The organism is Duganella sp. GW821-FHT01E12, from assembly GCF_059422325.1.
Map to the genome: position 1 here is coordinate 1 of NZ_JBWKWR010000017.1, position 20,003 is coordinate 20,003.

Here is a 20,003-nt window from a genome sequence, read left to right on the forward strand (position 1 = left end):
GGAGCGGGAGAAGAGTCTCGAACTCTCGACCTCAACCTTGGCAAGGTTGCGCTCTACCAACTGAGCTACTCCCGCTTCGTCGTCATCAACAACAGGCCAGCATTATAGATGATCCATAGCATCTGTCAATGGCTCTGATGCCAATCTTATCGGTTCTGCTCCAAAGCCGGCGGCCGGCCCTGGTCCGGCTGGCTGTAGTCGCAGACACCATGCGGGAAAATCCGCTGCAGCCGGGCCGCTTGCTGCGCCGTCCAGGCCACGCCGGCGGGATAGCTGCCGTCCCGCAAAGCCTGCGCGACCGGCTTCAGCGCGCACTTGAAGACGTCGCCCCTGATGGACTCCCCCGCCACCATGCGCGGACTGGAAAACAAGGGGAAGGCCCTGGAACATGCGCCCGGCGGCTTGGCGTCCAGGATGCCGTCCCAGGCGGATGGCCCGGCGGCGATGACGGCGCCGCCTGTATCGATGCAACGGTCGGTGAATTCGGCCGGCGCCTGGCCGCCGCTCAGGAGCCGGTCCATGACCGACAAGGCTTCCAGCACCCTGCCCTGCATGTCGGCCTGCGAACGGGTGAACCAGATCACCTGCCGCCCGGCCTCGGCGCGGTTGGCGTGCAGCAGGCGGGCCCGCACCGAGAAGGCCTGGCGCGCGTTGTGCATATTCAGCTCCGGCTCCAGATACGGCCGCAGGTCGATCATCGGGATGCCGAGGCGCTGGCCGGTGAACACTTGGCCCGAACTGTAGGCTTTGCGCATCGCCTCCACGCTGCCGCTGCGGCGCGGCGCCGGCGCGCCCTCCGGATCGCGGCAGGTGGCGCTGCGCATCATGTTGCGGCTGTCGTAGGGGTCGTCCTTGCCCAGCCAATCCACGAAGTCGGCCTGCTCCTTCCAGCCGCCTATGCAGGCGTTGAGGCGCAGGAATTCGTCGATGCCGATGCTGCCCTGCGCCAGCGCTTTCAGGCCGTACTGCACGCCCTCGTTATCGATGGAGACGGGGGCATAGCCTGAGCTGTCGGTGCCGTAGATGCCCGCCAGGTCGTTCCAGTGCGTCCATTTGACATGGTCGAAGACTCCGGCCGGATAGCGGTAGAAGGCTGCGGCAAGGTCATACCCCTCATGCCTGTGGCGCGGGTTCAGCACCGTCACGACCGCCATCTTCCAGCCGTTGATGCACTCGGTCGATCCGGCGCGGCCGGTCCAGGCGTGGCGCGCGGTGTCGCTGGCGTTCATGCCTTCGATCGCGATTTGATTGGTCCACCTGGCCCACGGCGACGCCGGATCGAGCGCCACCTCGTCCTTGAAGTACTGGCTCAGCAGCGGACAGTCCGAGACCGGTATGGTCTGGGTGATCATGTCCGGATAAGACTGCAGCGGGATGCCGCCATCCAGCAGGCCGGGATGGTTTTGTGCGAACAGGTACTGCTGCACCGCCCCGCCCGACCCACCCAGGCCGATGGTGAACAGCGGCGCGCCATAGGCTTCGACAAAGCGGGCCTTGGTCAGCATGGCGGTTTGCCCGGCCAGGCGCATGTTGTAATGGACGCCGGTCTCATTGCCGGACGAGCTGACGATGGCGTAGCCCTGCTCCAGCAAGGGAATCATCAATTGGCGCTCGTTGCCGTTCAAGGTTCCGGGCTTGAACCACAGCGGCAAGCCCTGATGATGGCCGACGCCGACGCCGCCACCGAACCAGTACACCAGCTTGCGGTTCCAGGCCGCCGGCTCGGGCTTGGCCCCCGGCGCCAGCATGGCGATGGTGTAGACGAAGCGGTTGATGGTGCCGACCTCCACCCGCACCACGAAGGGCACGGCCGCGCCGTTGCGCTGGATGGTCTTCAGGTCTGCTGGGGGCGCCGTGTAGCCGGTGGCGGGATCGAAGGGTTTGAAGTTGCCGCCGGCAAGGTAGAAGTACTGGACCCGCGTCGCGATGGCGCAATTGCGGCTGTAGCCGACGATGGCGCCGCTGCCTTCATCGACCACCGGGTGGCCGATGCCGTCCTGGTTGTCGACGCTGGGCTGGCCCAGGCCGGATTCCTGCGTGCGGCAGACGAAAGGTTGTTGCTGCGCCTGCGCGACCAGGCAGATTGCGGTTGCCGCGCAAGCGGCCAGGAATCTCCAAAGCGCCATGGCGTGTGCTCCTGATCTGATGAGGTGAGCTTCACCAGATCATAGCACTTTGCCATTAGCTAAGCGTGCCGGACTTTTCCTTGATCAGCGGCCAGGCCAGACGCAGGTAGTAGAACATCGACCACACGGTCAGCACGGCCGCCACTTCCAGCAGGCGCGAGCCCCAGAACTGGGTGTCGATGGCGCCCCACAGCACGTCATGGAACAGCAGCAGCGGGATGGCCATCATCTGGGCCGTGGTCTTGATCTTGCCCAGCGAGCTGACCGCCACCGACTTGGAGGCGCCGATCTGCGCCATCCATTCGCGCAGCGCCGAGATGGCGATCTCGCGGCCGATGATGATGAACGACAGCACGGCGTTGGCGCGGTCCAGCTGCACCAGCACCAGCAGGGCCCCCGCCACCATCAGCTTGTCCGCGACCGGGTCGAGGAAGGCGCCGAAGGCCGAGGTCTGGTTCCAGCGCCGGGCCAGGAAACCGTCGAACCAGTCGGTGACGGCGGCGATGATGAACACCAGCGTGGCCGCCAGGTTTTGGTCCGCCACGGGCAGGACGTTGGTGGGCAGATAGTAGACGCCTACCACCAGCGGAATCAGCGCAACGCGCAACCAGGTCAACAGTATCGGTATATTGATGGGCATAAGCTCGGAAATTAGTGCGGCCGTGAAAATTGTTAATGCGCCGCTAGTCTACCTTGCCGCCGCACATTAAACCAGCGCACTGTTGTTGTGCAGGCTTCAATGAAGCTGGCGGTAGATTTCCTCGGCCAAGGCGCTGGAGATGCCCTCGACCTGCTTCAAGTCCTCAATGCTGGCATCAACCACGCCGCGCAGGCCGCCGAAGCGCGCCAACAGGCGCTGGCGGCGCTTGGCGCCTATGCCCTCGATCTCCTCCAGGCGCGAAGTCTGGCGCGTCTTGGCGCGCTTGGCGCGCATGCCGGTGATGGCGAAGCGGTGCGCCTCGTCGCGGATCTGCGCCACCAGCATCAGCGCCGCCGATTCCTTGCCCAGCTCCTGCGACGGCCGGCCGTCGACGAACATCAGCGTCTCCAGGCCGACGCGCCGCCCTTCCCCCTTGGCCACGCCGACGATCAGGCTGATGTCCAGTCCCAGCTCGGCGAATACCTGGCGCGCCATTTCGATCTGGCCCTTGCCGCCGTCGATCAGCACCACGTCCGGCATCACGCCGTCGCCGTTGGCGACCTTTTCGTAGCGGCGCATCAGCACCTGGCGCATCGCCGCGTAGTCGTCGCCGGGCGTGATGTCGTTGATGTTGTAGCGGCGGTATTCGCCGTTCTGCATCTGGTGGTGGTGGAACACCACGCACGAGGCCTGCGTGGCCTCGCCCTGCGTGTGCGAGATGTCGAAGCACTCCACCCGCAGCGCGTCGATGTCCTCCGGCTCCAGCTGCAGCGCCTCGACCAGCGCGCGCGTGCGCGACTGCTGCGAGCCCTGCTCCGACAGCAGCCGCGCCAGCGAGATCTCGGCGCCCTTCTGCGCCAGCTCCAGCCATTTGCGGCGCTGGTCCTGCGGCTGGAAGATCAGGTTGATGCGATGGCCGCACTGCTCCTGCAAGGCCTGCATCAGCGCCGGGTGGTCGAATTCGATATTCAGGATCAGCGTGCCGGGGATGAACTTCTCGGTGTAGTGCTGGACCAGGAAGGCGGCCAGCACCTCGACCTCGATCGGCTCTTCCGCGATGGCGGCGGCGTCGCCGATGTGGTTGGGGAAGTAGGCGCGGTCGCCCAGGTGGCGGCCGCCGCGGACCATGGCCAGGTTGACGCAGGCGCGTCCGCCCTGCACCAGCACGGCGATGATGTCGACGTCGGCGTCGCCGGTGGTCTCCATGCTTTGCTGGTGCAGCACGCGCGACAGCGACTGGATCTGGTTGCGCACCGCCGCCGCCTGCTCGAATTTGAGCTCGCCGGCGTAGGCGTGCATCTTCTTTTCCAGGTCGGCCATCACCTCGCTCTGACGGCCGCGCAGGAAGCGCGCGGCGTTCTCCACATCGAGCTTGTAGTCTTCCTTGCTGATCAGGTCCACGCAGGGCGCGCTGCAGCGGCCGATCTGGTGCAGCAGGCATGGGCGGGTGCGGTTGGAATACACGCTGTCCTCGCAGGTGCGGATCAGGAACACCTTCTGCAGGATCTGCATCGATTCCTTGACCGCCCACGAGCTGGGGAACGGGCCGAAATACTGGTTCTTCTTGTCGACCGCGCCGCGATAGTAAACCATGCGCGGCGCGTCGCCGCCGGTGATCTTCAGGTAGGGGTAGGATTTATCGTCGCGGAACAGGATGTTGAAGCGCGGGCTTAGGGCCTTGATCAGGTTGTTCTCAAGGATCAGCGCTTCGGCTTCGCTGTGGGTGACGGTGGTCTCCAGCCGCGCGATGCGCTCGACCATCATGGCGATGCGCGGGCTGCTGAGGTTTTTCTGGAAGTAGCTCGACACGCGCTTCTTCAGGTCGCGCGCCTTGCCGACGTAGAGCACCTTGTCATCGGCGTCGAAATAGCGGTACACGCCCGGCAGGTTGGGCAGCTTGGCCACGGTGGCCAGCACTTGTTCGCGCGGGTCGGGCGCGGCTTCCAGTTCAGTCATGCGATTGTCTTCTCACTGCGCTTGTTCGACGATGACGAAGGCGACGGCGTATTCTTCCTCGTCGCTGACGGTCACCTGTGCCGACAGCTTATGCTTTTCCATGAATTCCTTCAGCACGCCGCTGCACACGATCACCGGCTTGCCGCTGGGCGCGTTGAGCATCTGCGCGGCCGGCCAGGTCATCGGCATGCGCATGCCCAGGCCGATGGCCTTGGAGAAGGCTTCCTTGGCGGCGAAGCGCGTGGCGACGAAGCGGATGCCGCGCGCCGCGTTCTTGGCCTTGCGCGCCAAATACTTCTCCATCTCCTGCGGGCCGAGGATCTTGGCGGCGAAGCGGTCGCCGTTGCGCGCCAGCGCCGCCTCGATGCGCGGGATCTTGCAGATGTCGGTGCCTATCCCGTAAATCATTTTCGCGCGCCCAGGCGGGTCGAGACCATGATGGCCTTCATCTCGCGCACGGCGTTTTCCCAGCCCACGAACACCGAATGCGCGACGATGGCGTGGCCGATATTGAGTTCGGCGATTTCAGGAATCGCGGCGATCGCCTGCACGTTGGTGTAGTGCAGACCGTGGCCGGCGTTGACCTTCAGGCCCTTCGACACGCCATACAGCACGCCGCGGTGGATGCGTTCCAGCTCGGCGGCCTGCTCGGCGCCCTCGGTGTCGGCGTAGCGGCCGGTGTGCAGCTCGATCACCGGTGCGCCGATGTCGGCGGTGGCGTTCATCTGCTCCTCGTCGGCGTCGATGAACAGGCTGACGCGGATGCCTTCGGCCTGCAGCTGCCTGACGGCGGCCTGCACGGCGTTGAAGTGGCCTACGACATCGAGGCCGCCTTCGGTGGTGACTTCGGTGCGCTTCTCGGGCACCAGGCAGACGTCGGCCGGCTTGATGCGGCAGGCGAAGTCGATCATCTCCTGCGTGACGGCGGCTTCCAGGTTCATGCGGGTGAGCAGCTGCGGCGCCAGCGCGATCACGTCGGCGTCCTTGATGTGGCGGCGGTCTTCGCGCAGGTGCAGGGTGATGCAGTCGGCGCCGGCCTGCTCGGCCAGCAACGCGGCGCGGATCGGGTCCGGGTACGTGGTGCCGCGCGCGTTGCGCAGGGTGGCGACGTGGTCGATGTTCACGCCGAGGTCGATGATGGTGCCGGAGGGTTGCAGGAAGCTCATTGATTTATACCGTTTATCGGGTTTATAACTGCATCAGGTCGATCAGGATCTGGCGCGTGTTCAGCGGCGCGCCGCCCAGGTGGTGCGCCAGCAGGAAGCGCATCAGCTGCTTGCTCTGCGCTTGCGTGGCGGCGTCCTGGTAGTCTTCGCGCTCCATGTCGAGCAGCGTCTTGCCGGCCACGCGCGGCCACGGGTCGGCGGCGCGCTCGGGGCGCGGGCCGCGTTCCGGGTCCACCACGTACAGCACCTCGGCCTGCACGGCGCGGCGGGTCTCGGTGCAGCGGGTCAGCTCGGCGGCGACGCCTGTCTCTTTAAGTAGGGCCCGTTCGAATTTTCTCAAGACGATGGGCGCCGGTTCGTTGTGGGCGAGCTGGTTGAGCGTGGCGACGTAGTGGTCGAACAGGCGCGGGTGCGCGTCGTCGCGCGCCAGCAGCTTGACCAGCAGTTCGTTCAGGTAGAAGCCGCACAGCAGCGCGGTCTTCTCCAGCGGCAGCATGCCGCCCACCCATTCGGCCTCGGTCAGTGTGCGCAGTTCGGATTTCCCCACCCAGCTCGACGACAGCGGCTGGAAGGTCTGCAGCACCCCGCGCAGCTGCGAGTGCGGCCGCTTGGCGCCCTTGGCGATCAGCGCAACGCGGCCGAAGTCGCGCGTGAACAGGTCGATGATGAGGCTGGTTTCTTTGTAGGGATAGCTGTGCAGCACGAAGGCCGGCTGGCCGGCGACCTTGGTGCCGAAGGTGCGCTCGCGCGACGGTGCGCGCGGGCGTTTGGGAGTTGCGGAGGGAGATTGGGTTCCCGCCTGCGCGGGAACGACCGGTTGCTGCGTTGCCGATTCAGCGTCGGCGTCGAGCGTGGTGGTGGACATCGCCCTCTTCTTTATTCGTAGCCGTAGGCGCGCAGACCCGCTTCGTTGTCGGCCCAGCCGGATTTGACCTTGACCCATATCTCCAGGTAGACCGGGCCGCCGAACAGGCGTTCCATGTCCAGCCGGGCTTGCGTCGACACTTCCTTCAGGCGCGCGCCCTTGTTGCCGATGACCATGGACTTGTGCGTGTCGCGCTCGACCAGGATGGCGGCAAACACGCGGCGCAGGTCGCCCTCCTGCTCGAACTTCTCGATCAGCACGGTGCTGGTGTACGGCAGTTCGTCGCCCACCAGGCGGAACAGCTTCTCGCGGACGATTTCCGACGCCAGGAACTTCTCGCTGCGATCGGTGATGTCGTCCGGGCCGAAGATCGGCGCGTTCTCGGGCAGCAGCTTCTTGATCTCGCGCTCCAGGCCGTCGAGCTGGAAGCGCAGCTTGGCCGACACCGGCACGATGGCGGCGAAGTTGAACTTGGACGCGACCTGCTGGGCGAACGGCATCAGCGCGGCCTTGTCGCGCACGCGGTCGGCCTTGTTGATCACCAGGATCACCGGCACTTCGGCCGGCAGCAGATCCATCACCTGCTGGTCGGCCGGGCCGAAGGTGCCGGCCTCGATCACGTACAGGATCAGGTCCGACGAGATCAGGGTGTTGGTGACGGTCTTGTTGAGCGTGTTGTTGAGCGCGTTCGAGTGGCGGGTCTGGAAGCCCGGCGTGTCGACGTAGATGAACTGCGCGTCGTCATGAGTCTGGATGCCGGTGATGCGGTGGCGCGTGGTCTGCGCCTTGCGCGAGGTGATGCTGACCTTGGCGCCAATGAGCGTGTTCATCAGGGTCGATTTGCCCACGTTGGGGCGGCCCACGATGGCGATGTAGCCACAACGGAAGTTGGCGGAGGTCGTTTCGGTATTCATTTCAGTTCTCTTTACTTGTTTGCTGCTTTGGCAGGCGGTGGCGACGGTTCATGACCAGCCGCGGCCTCGGTCGTCTGCACGGTGGCGATGCCGGCCAGCTTGAGCTGGGCGGCGCGCGGCTTGGACTTGCGGCCGGCGGCCGGGGTCTTGACCAGCGCTTGCTCGGCCACTTCCAGCGCCAGCTTGGCGGCGGCCTGTTCGCCGGCGCGGCGGCTGCCGCCGCGGCCGTAGACCTGGATGCCCAGCTTGGGCACCAGGCATTCGATTTCGAACTCCTGGCTGTGCGCGGCGCCGTGGGTGGCCACCACATTGTACAGCGGAAGGGAAATCTTCTTACTTTGCAGGAATTCCTGCAGCAGGGTCTTGGCGTCCTTGCCCAGGGTTTGCGGGTCGACCGATTCCAGGATCGGAATGTAGAAGGCCCGGATCACGTCGCGCGCGGGGTTGAAGCCGCCATCCAAAAAAATGGCGCCCAGCAGCGCCTCAAGCGTGTCTGCCAGGATCGAAGGACGGCGGAAGCCGCCGGACTTCAACTCGCCCTCCCCCAGCCGCAGGAACTGCGACAGCTCCAGCTTTTGCGCGATCTCGTACAGCGACTGCTGCTTGACCAGGTTGGCGCGCAGGCGCGACAGGTCGCCCTCGTCGATCGCCACGAAGCGCTCGTACAGGATGGACGCCACCACGCAGTTCAGGATCGAATCGCCGAGGAATTCCAGTCGTTCATTATGCAAACTGCTGTGGCTACGGTGCGTCAAGGCTTGCTGCAACAGGCCAGCATCCTGGAACGTATAGCCTAGACGGGTTTGCAATAACTGAAGATTCATTGTTCTGTTCGGTTCTGGTGTTAAACGTGTTTATTGGTCGGTCTTGGCCGGCGCCGGCATGCCGCCCTTGGCCGTGGTGCCCTGGTATTCCAGCAGCAGGCTGGCCGGCCCTACCAGCGGGATTTTCTTTTCGTAGGCGAAGCTGATTTCCACTTCGCCGTTTTCCTTGCCGATGAGCAGATCCCGGCTGGTGATCGAGCTGATGTAGCCGGTGGTCGCATTGGCGTCGAACGATTTCTGCATCTCCAGCACGGAACCGCCGGTGGCCTTGGCCGTGACGATGGCGTTCTGGATCGCGCGGTACTCGGTATAGGTCGGCACGATCTTGAGCGCCAGCACGCCGATAAAGCCCAGCGCCGCCAGCACGATGATCAGTCCGACCAGGGAAATGCCGTTCTGCCGTTTCAAGCTTGCTTGCATCTTAGTCCCTTTCGCCGTGGTCCGCTGTTAGTGGATGCTGCCGATACGGCGCAGGTTGCCCAGGTTCATCCACACGAAGAATGCTTTTCCAACAATGTTCTTGTCCGGCACAAAGCCCCAGTAGCGGCTGTCCGCGCTGTTGTCGCGGTTGTCGCCCATCATGAAGTAGTTGCCTTTCGGCACTACGCAAGTAAAGCCTTCGAAGCGATACGTGCAGGCTTCGCTGTACGGGAAAGGCTTGACGCCGTCGCGGCTGTAAGTCGGCGCGGTCTCGTTGTTCAGGATGCGGTGACTGACGCCGGTCAGGTTTTCCTGGAATTGCTTGTTGTACACCAGGTGCTCATCGTCGAGATAATCGTCCAGCGGAGTGTACTTCACTTCCACGCCGTTCACCGTCAAGCGCTTGTTCTCATACGTAATCTTATCACCCGGCACGCCAATGACGCGTTTGATGTAATCCTGGGTCATGTCCAGCGGATATTTGAACACCATCACGTCGCCGCGCTGCGGGTCGTTGATCTGGACCACCTTCTGGTTCAGCACCGGCAGGCGGATGCCGTAGGTGAACTTGTTCACCAGGATCAGGTCGCCCACCAGCAGGGTCGGCACCATCGACGAGGACGGGATCTTGAACGGCTCGTACAGGAAGGAGCGCAGGAAAAACACCAGCGCGATCACGGGGAAGAAACTGCCCGAGTATTCGATCCAGGTCGGCTGGCGCAGGATGCTCGCTTCCATCTCGGCGCGCTTGCCCTGGTTGTCGAGCTTGATGCCGTCGGCGGTGGCCCTGGCGTTGCGGGCGTCGTACTCGGCCAGCGCGCGGTCGGCGGCGGCACGGCGCTGCTTGGCCAGGTAGAACACGTCCAGGAACCAGATCACACCGGTGATCACCATCAGCACGAACAGGATTAAAGCAAAATTACCTAAGATCACTTGCAGGTTCATTTGTCGTCCACTTGTAAGATTGCCAGGAACGCTTCTTGTGGAATCTCGACCGAGCCCACTTGCTTCATGCGTTTTTTACCTGCTTTCTGCTTTTCCAGCAGTTTCTTTTTACGGCTGATGTCGCCGCCGTAGCACTTGGCCAGCACGTTCTTGCGCAAAGCCTTGACGTTCTCGCGCGAGATCACGTTGACGCCGATGGCGGCCTGGATCGCCACGTCGAACATCTGGCGCGGGATCAGCTCGCGCATCTTGGCCGCCACCTGGCGGCCGCGGTAGGCGCTGTTGGAACGGTGCACGATGATGGCCAGCGCGTCGACCTTCTCGCCGTTGATCAGCATGTCGACCTTGACCACGTCCGAGGCGCGGTATTCCTTGAACTCGTAGTCCATCGAGGCGTAGCCGCGCGAGGTGGACTTGAGCTTGTCGAAGAAGTCCAGCACGATCTCGCCCATCGGCATCTCGTAGACCAGCTTGACCTGGCGGCCATGGTAGGCCATGTCCATCTGCACGCCGCGCTTGCCGATGCACAGCGTGATCACCGAGCCGACGTACTCCTGCGGCATGTACAGGTTGACCGTGACGATCGGTTCGCGGATCTCGTTGATCTTGGTCGGGTCCGGCATCTTGGAGGGATTGTCCACCTTGATGATGCTGTTGTCGCGCATGACCACCTCGTACACCACGGTCGGGGCCGTGGTGATCAGGTCCATGTCGAATTCGCGCTCCAGGCGTTCCTGGACGATCTCCATGTGCAGCAGGCCGAGGAAGCCGCAGCGGAAGCCGAAGCCCAGCGCCTGCGACACTTCCGGCTCGTACATCAGCGCGGCGTCGTTCAGCTTGAGCTTTTCCAGCGAGTCGCGCAGCGCGTCGTACTGGTTGGCCTCGACCGGGAACAGGCCGGCGAACACCTGCGGCTGCACCTCCTTGAAGCCGGGCAGCGGCGCCGGCGCCGGACGGTTGGCCAGGGTGACGGTGTCGCCCACCTTGGCGGCCTTCAGCTCCTTGATGCCGGCGATGATGAAGCCCACCTGGCCGGCCGACAGCTGCGGCAGCGAGACCGAGCGCGGCGCGAAGATGCCGACGTCCTCCACCAGCTGCAGCGAGTCGGTGGCCATCAGCTTGATCTTGTCCTTGGGCTTGAGGGTGCCGTTCATCACGCGCACCAGCATCACCACGCCGACGTAGGGGTCGTACCAGGAGTCGACGATCAGCGCCTGCAGCGGCGCGTCCGGATCGCCCTTCGGCGGCGGCACCTTGGCGATGATCGATTCCAGCACGTCCTCCACGCCCAGGCCGGTCTTGGCCGAGCAGTGGACGGCGTCGCCGGCCTCGATGCCGATCACGTCCTCGATCTCGGCGATCGCGGTCGGCGGATCGGCGTTCGGCAGGTCGATCTTGTTCAGCACAGGCACCACTTCCACGCCCAGGTCGAGCGCGGTGTAGCAGTTGGCCACGGTCTGGGCTTCCACGCCCTGCGAGGCGTCGACCACCAGCAGCGCGCCTTCGCAGGCCGACAGCGAGCGCGACACTTCGTAGGAAAAGTCGACGTGGCCGGGGGTGTCGATCAGGTTCAGGTTGTAGATCTGGCCGTCGCGGGCTTTGTATTGCAGGGCAGCGGTCTGCGCCTTGATCGTAATGCCGCGTTCGCGCTCCAGATCCATCGAATCGAGCACTTGCGACTCCATCTCGCGTTCGGACAAGCCACCGCACAATTGAATGATACGGTCCGCCAGGGTCGATTTACCGTGGTCGATGTGGGCGATGATGGAAAAATTGCGTATGTTGTTCATTAACAAATATTCAAAAACGGGTTTGAAACGACGGGGCGCGGAAACAGCGCGCAATACGAAAAAAGCGCTCCGAGCGGGGCGGTAATGCCCTGGCGAGCGCCTTGATGACAGCCACTAAAAGCAAAACGTAAGCTTTTCTACCCCCGCATTTTACCGGATTTCAGAGGGGAAAGGCCGACTTATGCAGTGCGAAATGCATATTGCTTAAGGCCTTGAGGCAAAAAATGCAGCGGAAATGCTTATTTATTAAGCACTTCGCGCACTTTTGCCTCGTCCAGGAAGTAGTGGCACAACTCGGGGCCGGACAAGTCGGCGTACAGCACCGGCACCAGCTCGTCGAAACGCGCCACCAGGGCGTCGTCGGCGTCGACGTCGATCACGTCCACGGTGATGGGCCGCTCGGGCGTTTGCAGGCGCATCAGGGCGTCCAGCATGTCCTGGCAGAGGTGGCAGTAGCTGCGCGAGTAGAGGGTGAAGTGCATGACCGGCGCCCCGCCGCGCCGCGCCGCGCGGCGGGCGGGGCGAACTCCTTACTTGGCGCTGGGACGCACGGAAATGTACTGCGTCACGTCGCCGCGGCGCACCAGCAGCACCGAGGCCTTCTTCGCATCGAGCTTGGCCACGGCCGCGTTGAACTGCTTGGCGTCCTTGACTTCGATGTTATTCAACTGCAGCAGCACGTCGCCCTCCAGCACGCCGGCGCGTCCGGCCACGCCCTCGGCCGCATCGACCAGCACACCGCCATCGACGCCCAGCTCCTTCTTCTGCTCGGCGCTCAGGTCGCTGACCTTCAAGCCCAGCGCGTTGGCCTTGACCGCCGCTTCCGGCTCGGCCTTGCCGCCCTTGCCCTTGCCGGCCTTGACGGCCTTGTCCGCCTCCAGCTCGGCCACCGTCACCGGCAGGTCCAGTTGCTGGCCCTTGCGCCACACCGTCACCACGGCCTTGCTGGCCAGCGCGGTGCCGCCCACCAGGCGCGGCAGGTCCGACGAACGGTTCACCTGCACGCCGTTGAACTTGAGGATGATGTCGCCCGCCTTGATGCCGGCCTTGTCGGCGGGACCGCCCGGCTCCACCAGCGAGACCTCGGCGCCCTGCGCGCTCTTCAGGCCCAGCGACTCCGCCACTTCCTTGCTCACTTCGCCGATCTGCACGCCGATGCGGCCGCGCGTGACCTTGCCGTTTTTCTTGAGCTGCTCCGACACGCGGATCGCCTCGTCGATCGGCACGGCGAAGGAAATGCCGTTGTAACCGCCCGACAGCGTGGCGATCTGCGAGTTGATGCCGATCACCTCGCCGCGCATATTGATCAGCGGGCCGCCCGAGTTGCCGGGATTGACCGCGACATCGCTCTGGATCAGCGCCAGGTAGTCGCCGGTGTCGCGCTGCTTGGCCGAGATGATGCCGGCGGTGACGGTGTTCTCCAGGTTGAACGGCGAACCGATCGCGATCACCCATTCGCCGACGCGGATCTTGTCCGAATCGCCCATGATCAGGAAGGGCAGCTTGTCGCCCTCGATCTTCAGGACGGCCACGTCGGTGCGGGCGTCCGCGCCCAGCACCTTGGCCTTGAACTCGCGCTTGTCGGTCAGCGTGACGAACACTTCGTCGGCGCCGTCGACCACGTGGGCGTTGGTCATCACATAGCCGTCGGCCGACAGGATGAAGCCGGAGCCGACGCCGCGCTGCACCGGCTCGTCGGACGGCGCCTGGCGGCGGCCGCGCGGCGCGCTCTTGCCGCCGGGGCCGGGCTGCGGCAGCGCGCCGCCAAAGAAGCGGCGCAGGAATTCCTGCATTTCCTCTTCGCCCGGCTGGCCGTCGGCACTGCCGCGGCCGCCGAGCTTGAGGCGTTCCGTGGTGCGGATGTTGACCACGGCCGGGCCGACGCGATCGACCAGGTCGGCGAAGTCCGGCAGGCCGATGACGGCGCCGGTGACCGGCGCGGCGGCCGTTGCGGGCGCCAGGCCGAGCGCGGCCGGCGAGATCCATATGCTTGCGCCGACCAGCAGCGCGGAAAGAGTTTTACCACCAACAGAGAAATTATTTTTCATGGAAAGTATCGGTCTTTATAAAGTTCTGGAACGCAAGTGCCCCTCGGGCGAGTTGCGCGAGGCTAAGGCTAGCGTATGGTAAGCGAAAATGCGCCGGATGGTGCACTCGGCAATGCAATATGTGCAAGCGTTTCAGGGCAGGATGACGTCCGCGGGAGACTCCGCCTGGTCCGGCGCCGCCGGATCGGCCGCGCGCCCGGCCGGCGCGGCGGCCGGCAGGTAGGCGGGCTCGGCAGCAAGACGGGCCGCCAGCGTTGCGCCGAAGCCCTCGCTCAGTTCGCCGCTGGCCTGGTCGCGCAGCACGTCGCCGGCCAGGTGGTAGGCGCGCCAGGCCGCCTGCCCTTCCGCCGTGTCGAGCGCCGCCAGCGCCAGTTCGCGCTCGCTGTCCGCCAACTCACCGTCGGCCAGCGCCGAGATGTTTTCGTGCAGTCTTTTCTGGGTATCCATCGCGTATCCCGCCATGTCAAAACATGTCCGCCGCGCCATCGACAGGCGCATTGCCAGACGCCAATAACAATTGCCATCATTCGCCCCTTACCAGCGCTTGTCAACTGGCATGTCCAACATGGGACGCAATTTTTCAGCGATGACTTCGCGGGCGCGGAAGATGCGGCTGCGCACCGTGCCGATCGGGCAGGCCATGATGTCGGAAATTTCCTCATAGCTCAGCCCCTCGATCTCGCGCAAGGCGATCGCGGTGCGCAAATCCACAGGCAAGGCATCCATGGCCGCGTTGACGGTCTGGGCGATCTGCTTGCTCGCCAGCATGGATTCCGGCGTATTGATGTCGCGCAAATGCTCGCCATCGTTAAAGGCTTCGGCTTGTTCGGCGTCGGCTTCGGTCGACGTGGGCGTGCGGCGGCCCTGCGTCGCCAGGAAGTTCTTGGCGGTGTTGATGCCGATGCGGTACAGCCAGGTATAGAAGGCCGAGTCGCCGCGGAAATGGCGCAGCGCGCGGTAGGCCTTGATAAATGTCTCCTGCACCACATCTTCGGCTTCGGCAGGATCGTGGACGATACGCGACAGCAGGCGCATCAGCCGGCGTTGGTACTTTGCCACCAGCAAATCAAACGCCTGCTTGTCACCATCCCGCACCCGGTCCACCAGCACCTGGTCGCACTCACGTTCTGTCGTCACTCCTGCATTCCTCGGTGGCATGCAGCGCGGCCGAATTCTTTAGCCATATGCTATAGAGTTAGCTCGCTGCAAGAAGTTCACAGTGTTCGCGTTTTTATTTCAGCCCGTGCGGCGATGGCCCGGCAAGCCAGCGACAGGGCGCGCCAATCGGCGCGCGCGACGCTGTCGGGCAGCACCGCCACCACCTGCACGTTGCCGTCGCCGCCACCCAGCCGCAACAGCAGCAAGCCCGGCCAAATGGTCGAGCCTTCCAGCAGGCGCAGCGCCACCCCTGTTTCTTGGTATACCGCCAGGCGCAACTGGCCGACACCGGAAATATCAAGCCGGCGCGCATTACGGTATGGACGTCCGCGCCACAGCCCGAGCAGCCCGGCCAGCGCGCAGCCCAGCGGCGCGCACCAGCCCGGACAAGCGGCGGCCGACGCCAACACGCCGCAACACAGGCCGGCGTGCAGCAGCCGCAGGCCGGACGAGGGGCGAACGATGGCAGAGACCGCAATCGACATGACAGCCGGGTACGTTCAACAACAAACAGGGGATTACATTCGGAAGCGCCGGCCGCGAGGGCCGGGCAATTCTGGCGCCGGCGAATGCCGGCGCCGAATCCACGCTCACCCTGTTTGGACAGGGATCGCGTGGATTAGTTCAACGCGGAGTCGAACTTTTGCGGACTTTAGATCTTGCCGAACACCAGGCTGCCATTGGTGCCGCCGAAGCCGAACGAGTTCTTGACTGCATACTCGATCTTCATCGGACGGGCCACATTGGCGCAGAAGTCCAGGTCGCAAGCAGGGTCCTGGTTGAAGATGTTGATGGTCGGAGGCGACACCTGATGGTGGACCGCCAGTACCGTAAACACCGCTTCCAGGCCGCCGGCGCCGCCCAACAGGTGACCGGTCATCGACTTGGTCGAATTGATCACCATGTTCTTGGCGTGCGCGCCGAAGGTGCGCTTGATGCCCTGCACTTCCGCCACGTCGCCCTGCGGGGTCGACGTGCCGTGGGCGTTCAGGTAGTTCACCTGGTCGGGATTGATGCCGGCGTTGGCCAGCGCTGCAATCACGGACTTGCTGCCGCCGCTGCCATCTTCCAATGGCGAGGTCATGTGATAAGCGTCGGCGCTCATCCCGAACCCCAGCAGTTCAGCGTAGATCTTGGCGCCGCGCGCCTTGGCGTGTTCGTACTCTTCGAGCACCATCACGCCAGCGCCCTCGCCCAGCACGAAACCGTCGCGGTCCATGTCCCAGGGGCGGGACGCGGTCGCTGGATCGTCGTTGCGGGTCGACAGCGCGCGGGCCGAGGCGAAGCCGCCCAGGCCCAGCGGCGACACGGTCGATTCCGCACCGCCGGCCACCATGACGTCGGCGTCGCCGTACTCGATCATGCGGGCAGCCACGCCGATGCAGTGCAGGCCGGTGGTGCAGGCCGTGACGATCGACAGGTTAGGACCACGCATGCCGTACTTGATCGACAGGTTGCCCGAGATCATATTGATGATCGATGCAGGCACGAAGAAAGGCGAGATACGGCGCGGGCCGCGCTTGTCGTACTCTTCCTTGGTGGCTTCGATCAGCGGCAGGCCGCCGATACCGGAACCGATGATGACGCCGATGCGGTCGGCATTCTCTTCGGTGACGACGATGCCGGAGTCTTGCACCGACTGGATGCCGGCCGCCATGCCGTAATGGATGAAGGTATCCATGTGGCGCGCTTCCTTAGCGGGGATGTAATCCTCGATATTGAAGCCTTTGACTTCACCGGCGAACTTGGTGGTGAAAGCTTGCGCATCAAACTTGGTGATGTTGGCAATCCCGGATTTCCCCTCGGTGATCGCGGCCCACGATTCGGCAACAGTATTGCCGACCGGAGTCACGGCGCCCAGGCCGGTGATGACAACACGACGGTTTTTAGAACCTCTCAAGCGATTCTCCTAAAGTCGATCGGGCAGAAATTACGCCTTGACGTGGGCGGTAGCGTAGTCGATCGCTTGCTGCACGGTGGTGATCTTTTCTGCTTGTTCGTCAGGGATTTCCATTTCGAATTCGTCTTCCAGGGCCATCACCAGTTCCACGGTGTCCAGGGAGTCAGCGCCGAGGTCGTCGACGAACGAGGATTCGATCTTGATGTCTGCTTCGGCGACGCCCAGTTGCTCAGCGACGATTTTCTTAACGCGTTGTTCGATATCCGACATGTTATGGCTCCATTTTGTTTGTTACGGAAAGCGCGCATTTTATCAGGTTTGCGCACTGAAAAACTAATTTCGGTAGCTGCTGCTAAATAATCCGAAATCACTGCTAAAAGACGAGAACCGGTGGCTTTTCCGCCACCGGAACCCATCAATTCATGTACATCCCGCCGTTCACGTGCAGGGTGGTACCGGTAATATACGCCGCCTGCGGCGACGCCAGGAAGGCGACCGCGGCCGCGATATCCTCGGGCTTGCCCAGGCGCGCCAGCGGAATCTGCGTCAGCAGGGCCGCGTGCTGCTCTTCGCCCAGCGCCTTGGTCATGTCGGTGTCGATGAAGCCCGGCGCCACGCTGTTGACGGTGATGTTGCGGCTGCCGATTTCACGCGCCAGCGCGCGGCCCATGCCCTCCACGCCGGCCTTGGCGGCGGCGTAGTTCATCTGGCCCGGGTTGCCCGAGGACGCCACCACCGAAGTGATGTTGATGATGCGGCCGGTCTTGGCCTTCATCATGCCGCGCAGCACGGCGCGCGACAGGCGGCCGACCGAGCTCAGATTGGTGGCGATGACGCTGTCCCACTCTTCATCCTTCATGCGCATGGCCAGCTGGTCCTGCGTGATGCCGGCGTTGTTGACCAGGATGCCGACGGCGCCCCAGGTCTTGGCGATTTCGTCGATGACGGCGGCGCAGCGCTCGGCGTCGGTGACGTTGAGGACCATGCCCTTGCCGGCTTCCGCGCCGATCTCCGCCAGATAGGCCGAGATCGCTTCCGCGCCAGCTTCGGTGGTGGCGGTGCCGATCACGCGGGCGCCTTGGCGGGCCAGCTCCTGGGCAATGGCCTTGCCGATGCCGCGCGATGCGCCCGTAACCAGGGCAACTTGATTCGTTAAATTCATGGGTATCCTTAGACGTTTAGGGAGTGTGCCTGAAGACCTGGCAGCTTATTTGAGCGCGGTCAACACGCGTTCCAGCGAGGCCTGGTCGGTGATGGCGTCGCCCACCAGCGTGGCGTCGATGCGCTTGGTCAAGCCCATCAACACCTTGCCCGGGCCGCACTCGACCACTTGCGTGATGCCTTCGGCGGCGACCTTCTGCATGGTTTCCACCCAGCGCACCGGCGAAGCGGCCTGGCGCACCAGCGCATCCTTGATGCTGGCCGGATCGGTCAGCACGGCGACGTCGACGTTGTTGATCAGCGCGATCTGCGGCGCCGAGAACGTCAGGCCGTCCATGTACTCGCGCAGGCGATCCGAGGCCGGCTTGAGCAGCGACGAGTGGAACGGCGCCGACACCGGCAGCTTCATGGCCCGCTTGGCGCCCTTGGCCTTGGCGATTTCGCAGGCGCGCTCGACCGCGATGGTGTCGCCGGCGATCACCACTTGCGCGGGCGCGTTGAAGTTGACGGCCTCGACCACCGAGCCGACCACTGCGGCGGCGGCCTCCGCACAGGCGGCGCGGACGTCGTCGTCCGACAGGCCCAGCACGACGGCCATGGTGCCCATGCCGACCGGCACGGCTTCCTGCATCGCCTGCGCGCGGAAGCGCACCAGCGGCACGGCATCCTTGAACGAAATCACACCGGCCGCGACCAGCGCCGAGTACTCGCCCAGGCTGTGGCCGGCAACGATGGACGGCACGGGACCGCCGGCGGCGATCCAGGCGCGGTACACGGCGACCGCGGCGGTGAGCATCACCGGCTGGGTGTTGGTGGTCAGGTCCAGTTCTTCCTTCGGGCCTTCGGCCATCAGCTTGCCCAGGTCGAACTGCAGGGCGTCGGACGCCTCGGCGATGGTTTGCGCCACCACCGGATTGCCGGCGAAGCCGTCCATCATCGCGATCGCTTGCGAACCCTGGCCCGGAAATACAAAAGCAAATTTAGTCATACTTCATCCATCTCATTTTTATTGAACGCTACGCTAGCATGCCATCGTGACAGGCTTGCTACCGCCGAGCCCGTTAGAACTCTAATTCTAATTCAGGCCGTTAAAACTTGGCCAAAACCGCGCCCCAAGTGAAACCGCCGCCCACGCCTTCCATCATGATGTTCTGCCCCTTCCGGATGCGGCCATCGCGCACCGCGACGTCCAGCGCCAGCGGGATCGAGGCGGCCGAGGTGTTGCCGTGCTGGTCGACCGTGACCACCATCTTCTCGGCAGGCAGGCCCAGCTTCTTGGCGGTGCTGTTCATGATGCGGATATTGGCCTGGTGTGGAATCAGCCAGTCGATCTGGTCGGCGGTCATGCCGGCCTTGTCCAGCGCCTCGTGCGCGACCTTCTCCAGCACCGATACGGCCAGCTTGAACACGGCGGGACCGTCCATGTACAGGAAGGCACTACCAGCCACGGCGCCGCCGTCGACCGAACCCGGCACGCTGAGGATGTCCGAATGACGACCGTCCGCGTGCAGCCTGGTGGCCAGGATGCCCGGCTCTTCCGACGCGCTCAGCACGATGGCGCCGGCGCCGTCGCCGAACAGCACGCAGGTGGTGCGGTCGTCGAAGTTGAGGATGCGCGAGAACACCTCGGCGCCGATCACCAGCACATTCTTGTGCACGCCGGCGCGGATGAAGGCGTCGGCGGTGGAGACGGCATAGACGAAGCCGCTGCACACGGCTTGCACGTCGACCGCCGCGCTGTTGTTGGTGATGCCCAGTTTTTTCTGCACGATGCAGGCGGTGCTCGGGAAGCTGCCGAAGAAGTCCGGCGTCGAGCTGGCCAGCACGATGAGGTCGATATCGTTGGGCTGCAGGCCAGCCATCTCCAGCGCCTTCCTGGCGGCGTTGACAGCCAGGTCCGACGATTTCTGCTCAGGCTCGGCGAAGTGGCGCGCCGAAATGCCGCTGCGGGTGACGATCCATTCGTCCGAGGTCTCGATGCCTTTGGCGGCGAGTTGATCAGCCAGATCCTGGTTGGTCACCCGCTTTTCCGGCAGGTAGCTGCCGGTGCCTATAATTTTGCTGTACAAAGTCATGCCGTTCTACCGTCC

The 20,003-nt window shown here is 64.1% G+C and carries 21 protein-coding genes and 1 tRNA gene; all 22 read right to left on the reverse strand.

The window, feature by feature from the left end:
* Window positions 1–2: 2 nt before the first annotated feature.
* Window positions 3–75: transfer RNA gene (locus AC07WS_RS28960), tRNA-Gly, on the reverse strand.
* 71 nt (window positions 76–146) lie between these two features.
* Window positions 147–2,126, reverse strand: coding sequence for a DUF6351 family protein (locus tag AC07WS_RS28965; protein ID WP_494732396.1), 1,980 nt, complete (start codon window positions 2,124–2,126; stop codon window positions 147–149).
* A 55-nt stretch (window positions 2,127–2,181) separates the two neighbouring features.
* Window positions 2,182–2,766 carry a CDP-diacylglycerol--glycerol-3-phosphate 3-phosphatidyltransferase gene (gene pgsA / locus AC07WS_RS28970; protein WP_494732397.1) on the reverse strand — a complete coding sequence of 195 codons (585 nt, stop codon included), beginning with the start codon at window positions 2,764–2,766 and terminating at the stop codon, window positions 2,182–2,184.
* Window positions 2,767–2,862: 96 nt separating this feature from the next.
* Entirely contained in the window at window positions 2,863–4,722 is a 1,860-nt protein-coding gene (gene uvrC / locus AC07WS_RS28975; protein ID WP_494732398.1) for an excinuclease ABC subunit UvrC, read from the reverse strand.
* 12 nt (window positions 4,723–4,734) lie between these two features.
* Entirely contained in the window at window positions 4,735–5,130 is a 396-nt protein-coding gene (gene acpS / locus AC07WS_RS28980; protein WP_117013715.1) for a holo-ACP synthase, read from the reverse strand.
* Complete coding sequence (gene pdxJ / locus AC07WS_RS28985; protein ID WP_494732399.1) at window positions 5,127–5,888, reverse strand: pyridoxine 5'-phosphate synthase; 762 nt, start codon at window positions 5,886–5,888, stop codon at window positions 5,127–5,129. Before pdxJ ends, acpS begins: the two co-directional genes overlap by 4 nt.
* A gap of 22 nt (window positions 5,889–5,910) precedes the next feature.
* Window positions 5,911–6,753 carry a DNA repair protein RecO gene (gene recO, locus AC07WS_RS28990; RefSeq protein WP_494732400.1) on the reverse strand — a complete coding sequence of 281 codons (843 nt, stop codon included), beginning with the start codon at window positions 6,751–6,753 and terminating at the stop codon, window positions 5,911–5,913.
* 11 nt (window positions 6,754–6,764) lie between these two features.
* Complete coding sequence (gene era / locus AC07WS_RS28995) at window positions 6,765–7,667, reverse strand: GTPase Era (protein ID WP_494732401.1); 903 nt, start codon at window positions 7,665–7,667, stop codon at window positions 6,765–6,767.
* A gap of 11 nt (window positions 7,668–7,678) precedes the next feature.
* On the reverse strand, window positions 7,679–8,491 hold the full coding sequence (gene rnc / locus AC07WS_RS29000; RefSeq protein WP_494732402.1) for a ribonuclease III: 813 nt from the start codon (window positions 8,489–8,491) through the stop codon (window positions 7,679–7,681).
* Window positions 8,492–8,521: 30 nt separating this feature from the next.
* On the reverse strand, window positions 8,522–8,911 hold the full coding sequence (locus AC07WS_RS29005; protein ID WP_494732403.1) for a DUF4845 domain-containing protein: 390 nt from the start codon (window positions 8,909–8,911) through the stop codon (window positions 8,522–8,524).
* Between the two features lie 27 nt (window positions 8,912–8,938).
* Window positions 8,939–9,856, reverse strand: coding sequence for a signal peptidase I (gene lepB, locus AC07WS_RS29010; protein WP_494732404.1), 918 nt, complete (start codon window positions 9,854–9,856; stop codon window positions 8,939–8,941).
* On the reverse strand, window positions 9,853–11,646 hold the full coding sequence (gene lepA / locus AC07WS_RS29015) for a translation elongation factor 4 (protein ID WP_494732405.1): 1,794 nt from the start codon (window positions 11,644–11,646) through the stop codon (window positions 9,853–9,855). Before lepA ends, lepB begins: the two co-directional genes overlap by 4 nt.
* A 239-nt stretch (window positions 11,647–11,885) precedes the next feature.
* Window positions 11,886–12,128 carry a glutaredoxin family protein gene (locus AC07WS_RS29020; protein WP_494732406.1) on the reverse strand — a complete coding sequence of 81 codons (243 nt, stop codon included), beginning with the start codon at window positions 12,126–12,128 and terminating at the stop codon, window positions 11,886–11,888.
* 48 nt (window positions 12,129–12,176) lie between these two features.
* A complete protein-coding gene (locus AC07WS_RS29025) occupies window positions 12,177–13,694 on the reverse strand; it encodes a Do family serine endopeptidase (RefSeq protein WP_494732407.1) in 1,518 nt (505 codons plus the stop codon).
* Window positions 13,695–13,826: 132 nt separating this feature from the next.
* A complete protein-coding gene (locus tag AC07WS_RS29030) occupies window positions 13,827–14,141 on the reverse strand; it encodes a sigma-E factor negative regulatory protein (protein ID WP_494732408.1) in 315 nt (104 codons plus the stop codon).
* An 87-nt stretch (window positions 14,142–14,228) separates the two neighbouring features.
* Entirely contained in the window at window positions 14,229–14,831 is a 603-nt protein-coding gene (gene rpoE, locus AC07WS_RS29035) for an RNA polymerase sigma factor RpoE (protein WP_494732409.1), read from the reverse strand.
* 77 nt (window positions 14,832–14,908) lie between these two features.
* Window positions 14,909–15,337, reverse strand: coding sequence for a protein YgfX (locus AC07WS_RS29040; protein WP_494732410.1), 429 nt, complete (start codon window positions 15,335–15,337; stop codon window positions 14,909–14,911).
* A gap of 167 nt (window positions 15,338–15,504) precedes the next feature.
* Window positions 15,505–16,752 carry a beta-ketoacyl-ACP synthase II gene (gene fabF, locus AC07WS_RS29045; protein ID WP_494732411.1) on the reverse strand — a complete coding sequence of 416 codons (1,248 nt, stop codon included), beginning with the start codon at window positions 16,750–16,752 and terminating at the stop codon, window positions 15,505–15,507.
* A gap of 30 nt (window positions 16,753–16,782) precedes the next feature.
* Window positions 16,783–17,022, reverse strand: a complete 240-nt coding sequence (gene acpP / locus AC07WS_RS29050; RefSeq protein WP_008449912.1) for an acyl carrier protein — start codon at window positions 17,020–17,022, stop codon at window positions 16,783–16,785.
* A 145-nt stretch (window positions 17,023–17,167) separates the two neighbouring features.
* A complete protein-coding gene (gene fabG / locus AC07WS_RS29055; protein WP_494732412.1) occupies window positions 17,168–17,914 on the reverse strand; it encodes a 3-oxoacyl-ACP reductase FabG in 747 nt (248 codons plus the stop codon).
* A gap of 45 nt (window positions 17,915–17,959) precedes the next feature.
* Window positions 17,960–18,901, reverse strand: coding sequence for an ACP S-malonyltransferase (gene fabD, locus AC07WS_RS29060; RefSeq protein WP_494732413.1), 942 nt, complete (start codon window positions 18,899–18,901; stop codon window positions 17,960–17,962).
* Window positions 18,902–19,001: 100 nt separating this feature from the next.
* Complete coding sequence (locus tag AC07WS_RS29065) at window positions 19,002–19,988, reverse strand: beta-ketoacyl-ACP synthase III (protein WP_494732414.1); 987 nt, start codon at window positions 19,986–19,988, stop codon at window positions 19,002–19,004.
* Window positions 19,989–20,003: the final 15 nt, after the last annotated feature.

Excerpts from the sequence above, each read along its gene's own strand:
- AC07WS_RS28965 (WP_494732396.1), bottom strand. The coding sequence starts at position 2,126 with ATGGCGCTTTGGAGATTCCTGGCCGCTTGCGCGGCAACCGCAATCTGC.
- pgsA (WP_494732397.1), bottom strand. The coding sequence starts at position 2,766 with ATGCCCATCAATATACCGATACTGTTGACCTGGTTGCGCGTTGCGCTG.
- uvrC (WP_494732398.1), bottom strand. The coding sequence starts at position 4,722 with ATGACTGAACTGGAAGCCGCGCCCGACCCGCGCGAACAAGTGCTGGCC.
- acpS (WP_117013715.1), bottom strand. The coding sequence starts at position 5,130 with ATGATTTACGGGATAGGCACCGACATCTGCAAGATCCCGCGCATCGAG.
- pdxJ (WP_494732399.1), bottom strand. The coding sequence starts at position 5,888 with ATGAGCTTCCTGCAACCCTCCGGCACCATCATCGACCTCGGCGTGAAC.
- recO (WP_494732400.1), bottom strand. The coding sequence starts at position 6,753 with ATGTCCACCACCACGCTCGACGCCGACGCTGAATCGGCAACGCAGCAA.
- era (WP_494732401.1), bottom strand. The coding sequence starts at position 7,667 with ATGAATACCGAAACGACCTCCGCCAACTTCCGTTGTGGCTACATCGCC.
- rnc (WP_494732402.1), bottom strand. The coding sequence starts at position 8,491 with ATGAATCTTCAGTTATTGCAAACCCGTCTAGGCTATACGTTCCAGGAT.
- AC07WS_RS29005 (WP_494732403.1), bottom strand. The coding sequence starts at position 8,911 with ATGCAAGCAAGCTTGAAACGGCAGAACGGCATTTCCCTGGTCGGACTG.
- lepB (WP_494732404.1), bottom strand. The coding sequence starts at position 9,856 with ATGAACCTGCAAGTGATCTTAGGTAATTTTGCTTTAATCCTGTTCGTG.
- lepA (WP_494732405.1), bottom strand. The coding sequence starts at position 11,646 with ATGAACAACATACGCAATTTTTCCATCATCGCCCACATCGACCACGGT.
- AC07WS_RS29020 (WP_494732406.1), bottom strand. The coding sequence starts at position 12,128 with ATGCACTTCACCCTCTACTCGCGCAGCTACTGCCACCTCTGCCAGGAC.
- AC07WS_RS29025 (WP_494732407.1), bottom strand. The coding sequence starts at position 13,694 with ATGAAAAATAATTTCTCTGTTGGTGGTAAAACTCTTTCCGCGCTGCTG.
- AC07WS_RS29030 (WP_494732408.1), bottom strand. The coding sequence starts at position 14,141 with ATGGATACCCAGAAAAGACTGCACGAAAACATCTCGGCGCTGGCCGAC.
- AC07WS_RS29040 (WP_494732410.1), bottom strand. The coding sequence starts at position 15,337 with ATGTCGATTGCGGTCTCTGCCATCGTTCGCCCCTCGTCCGGCCTGCGG.
- acpP (WP_008449912.1), bottom strand. The coding sequence starts at position 17,022 with ATGTCGGATATCGAACAACGCGTTAAGAAAATCGTCGCTGAGCAACTG.
- fabG (WP_494732412.1), bottom strand. The coding sequence starts at position 17,914 with ATGAATTTAACGAATCAAGTTGCCCTGGTTACGGGCGCATCGCGCGGC.
- fabD (WP_494732413.1), bottom strand. The coding sequence starts at position 18,901 with ATGACTAAATTTGCTTTTGTATTTCCGGGCCAGGGTTCGCAAGCGATC.
- AC07WS_RS29065 (WP_494732414.1), bottom strand. The coding sequence starts at position 19,988 with ATGACTTTGTACAGCAAAATTATAGGCACCGGCAGCTACCTGCCGGAA.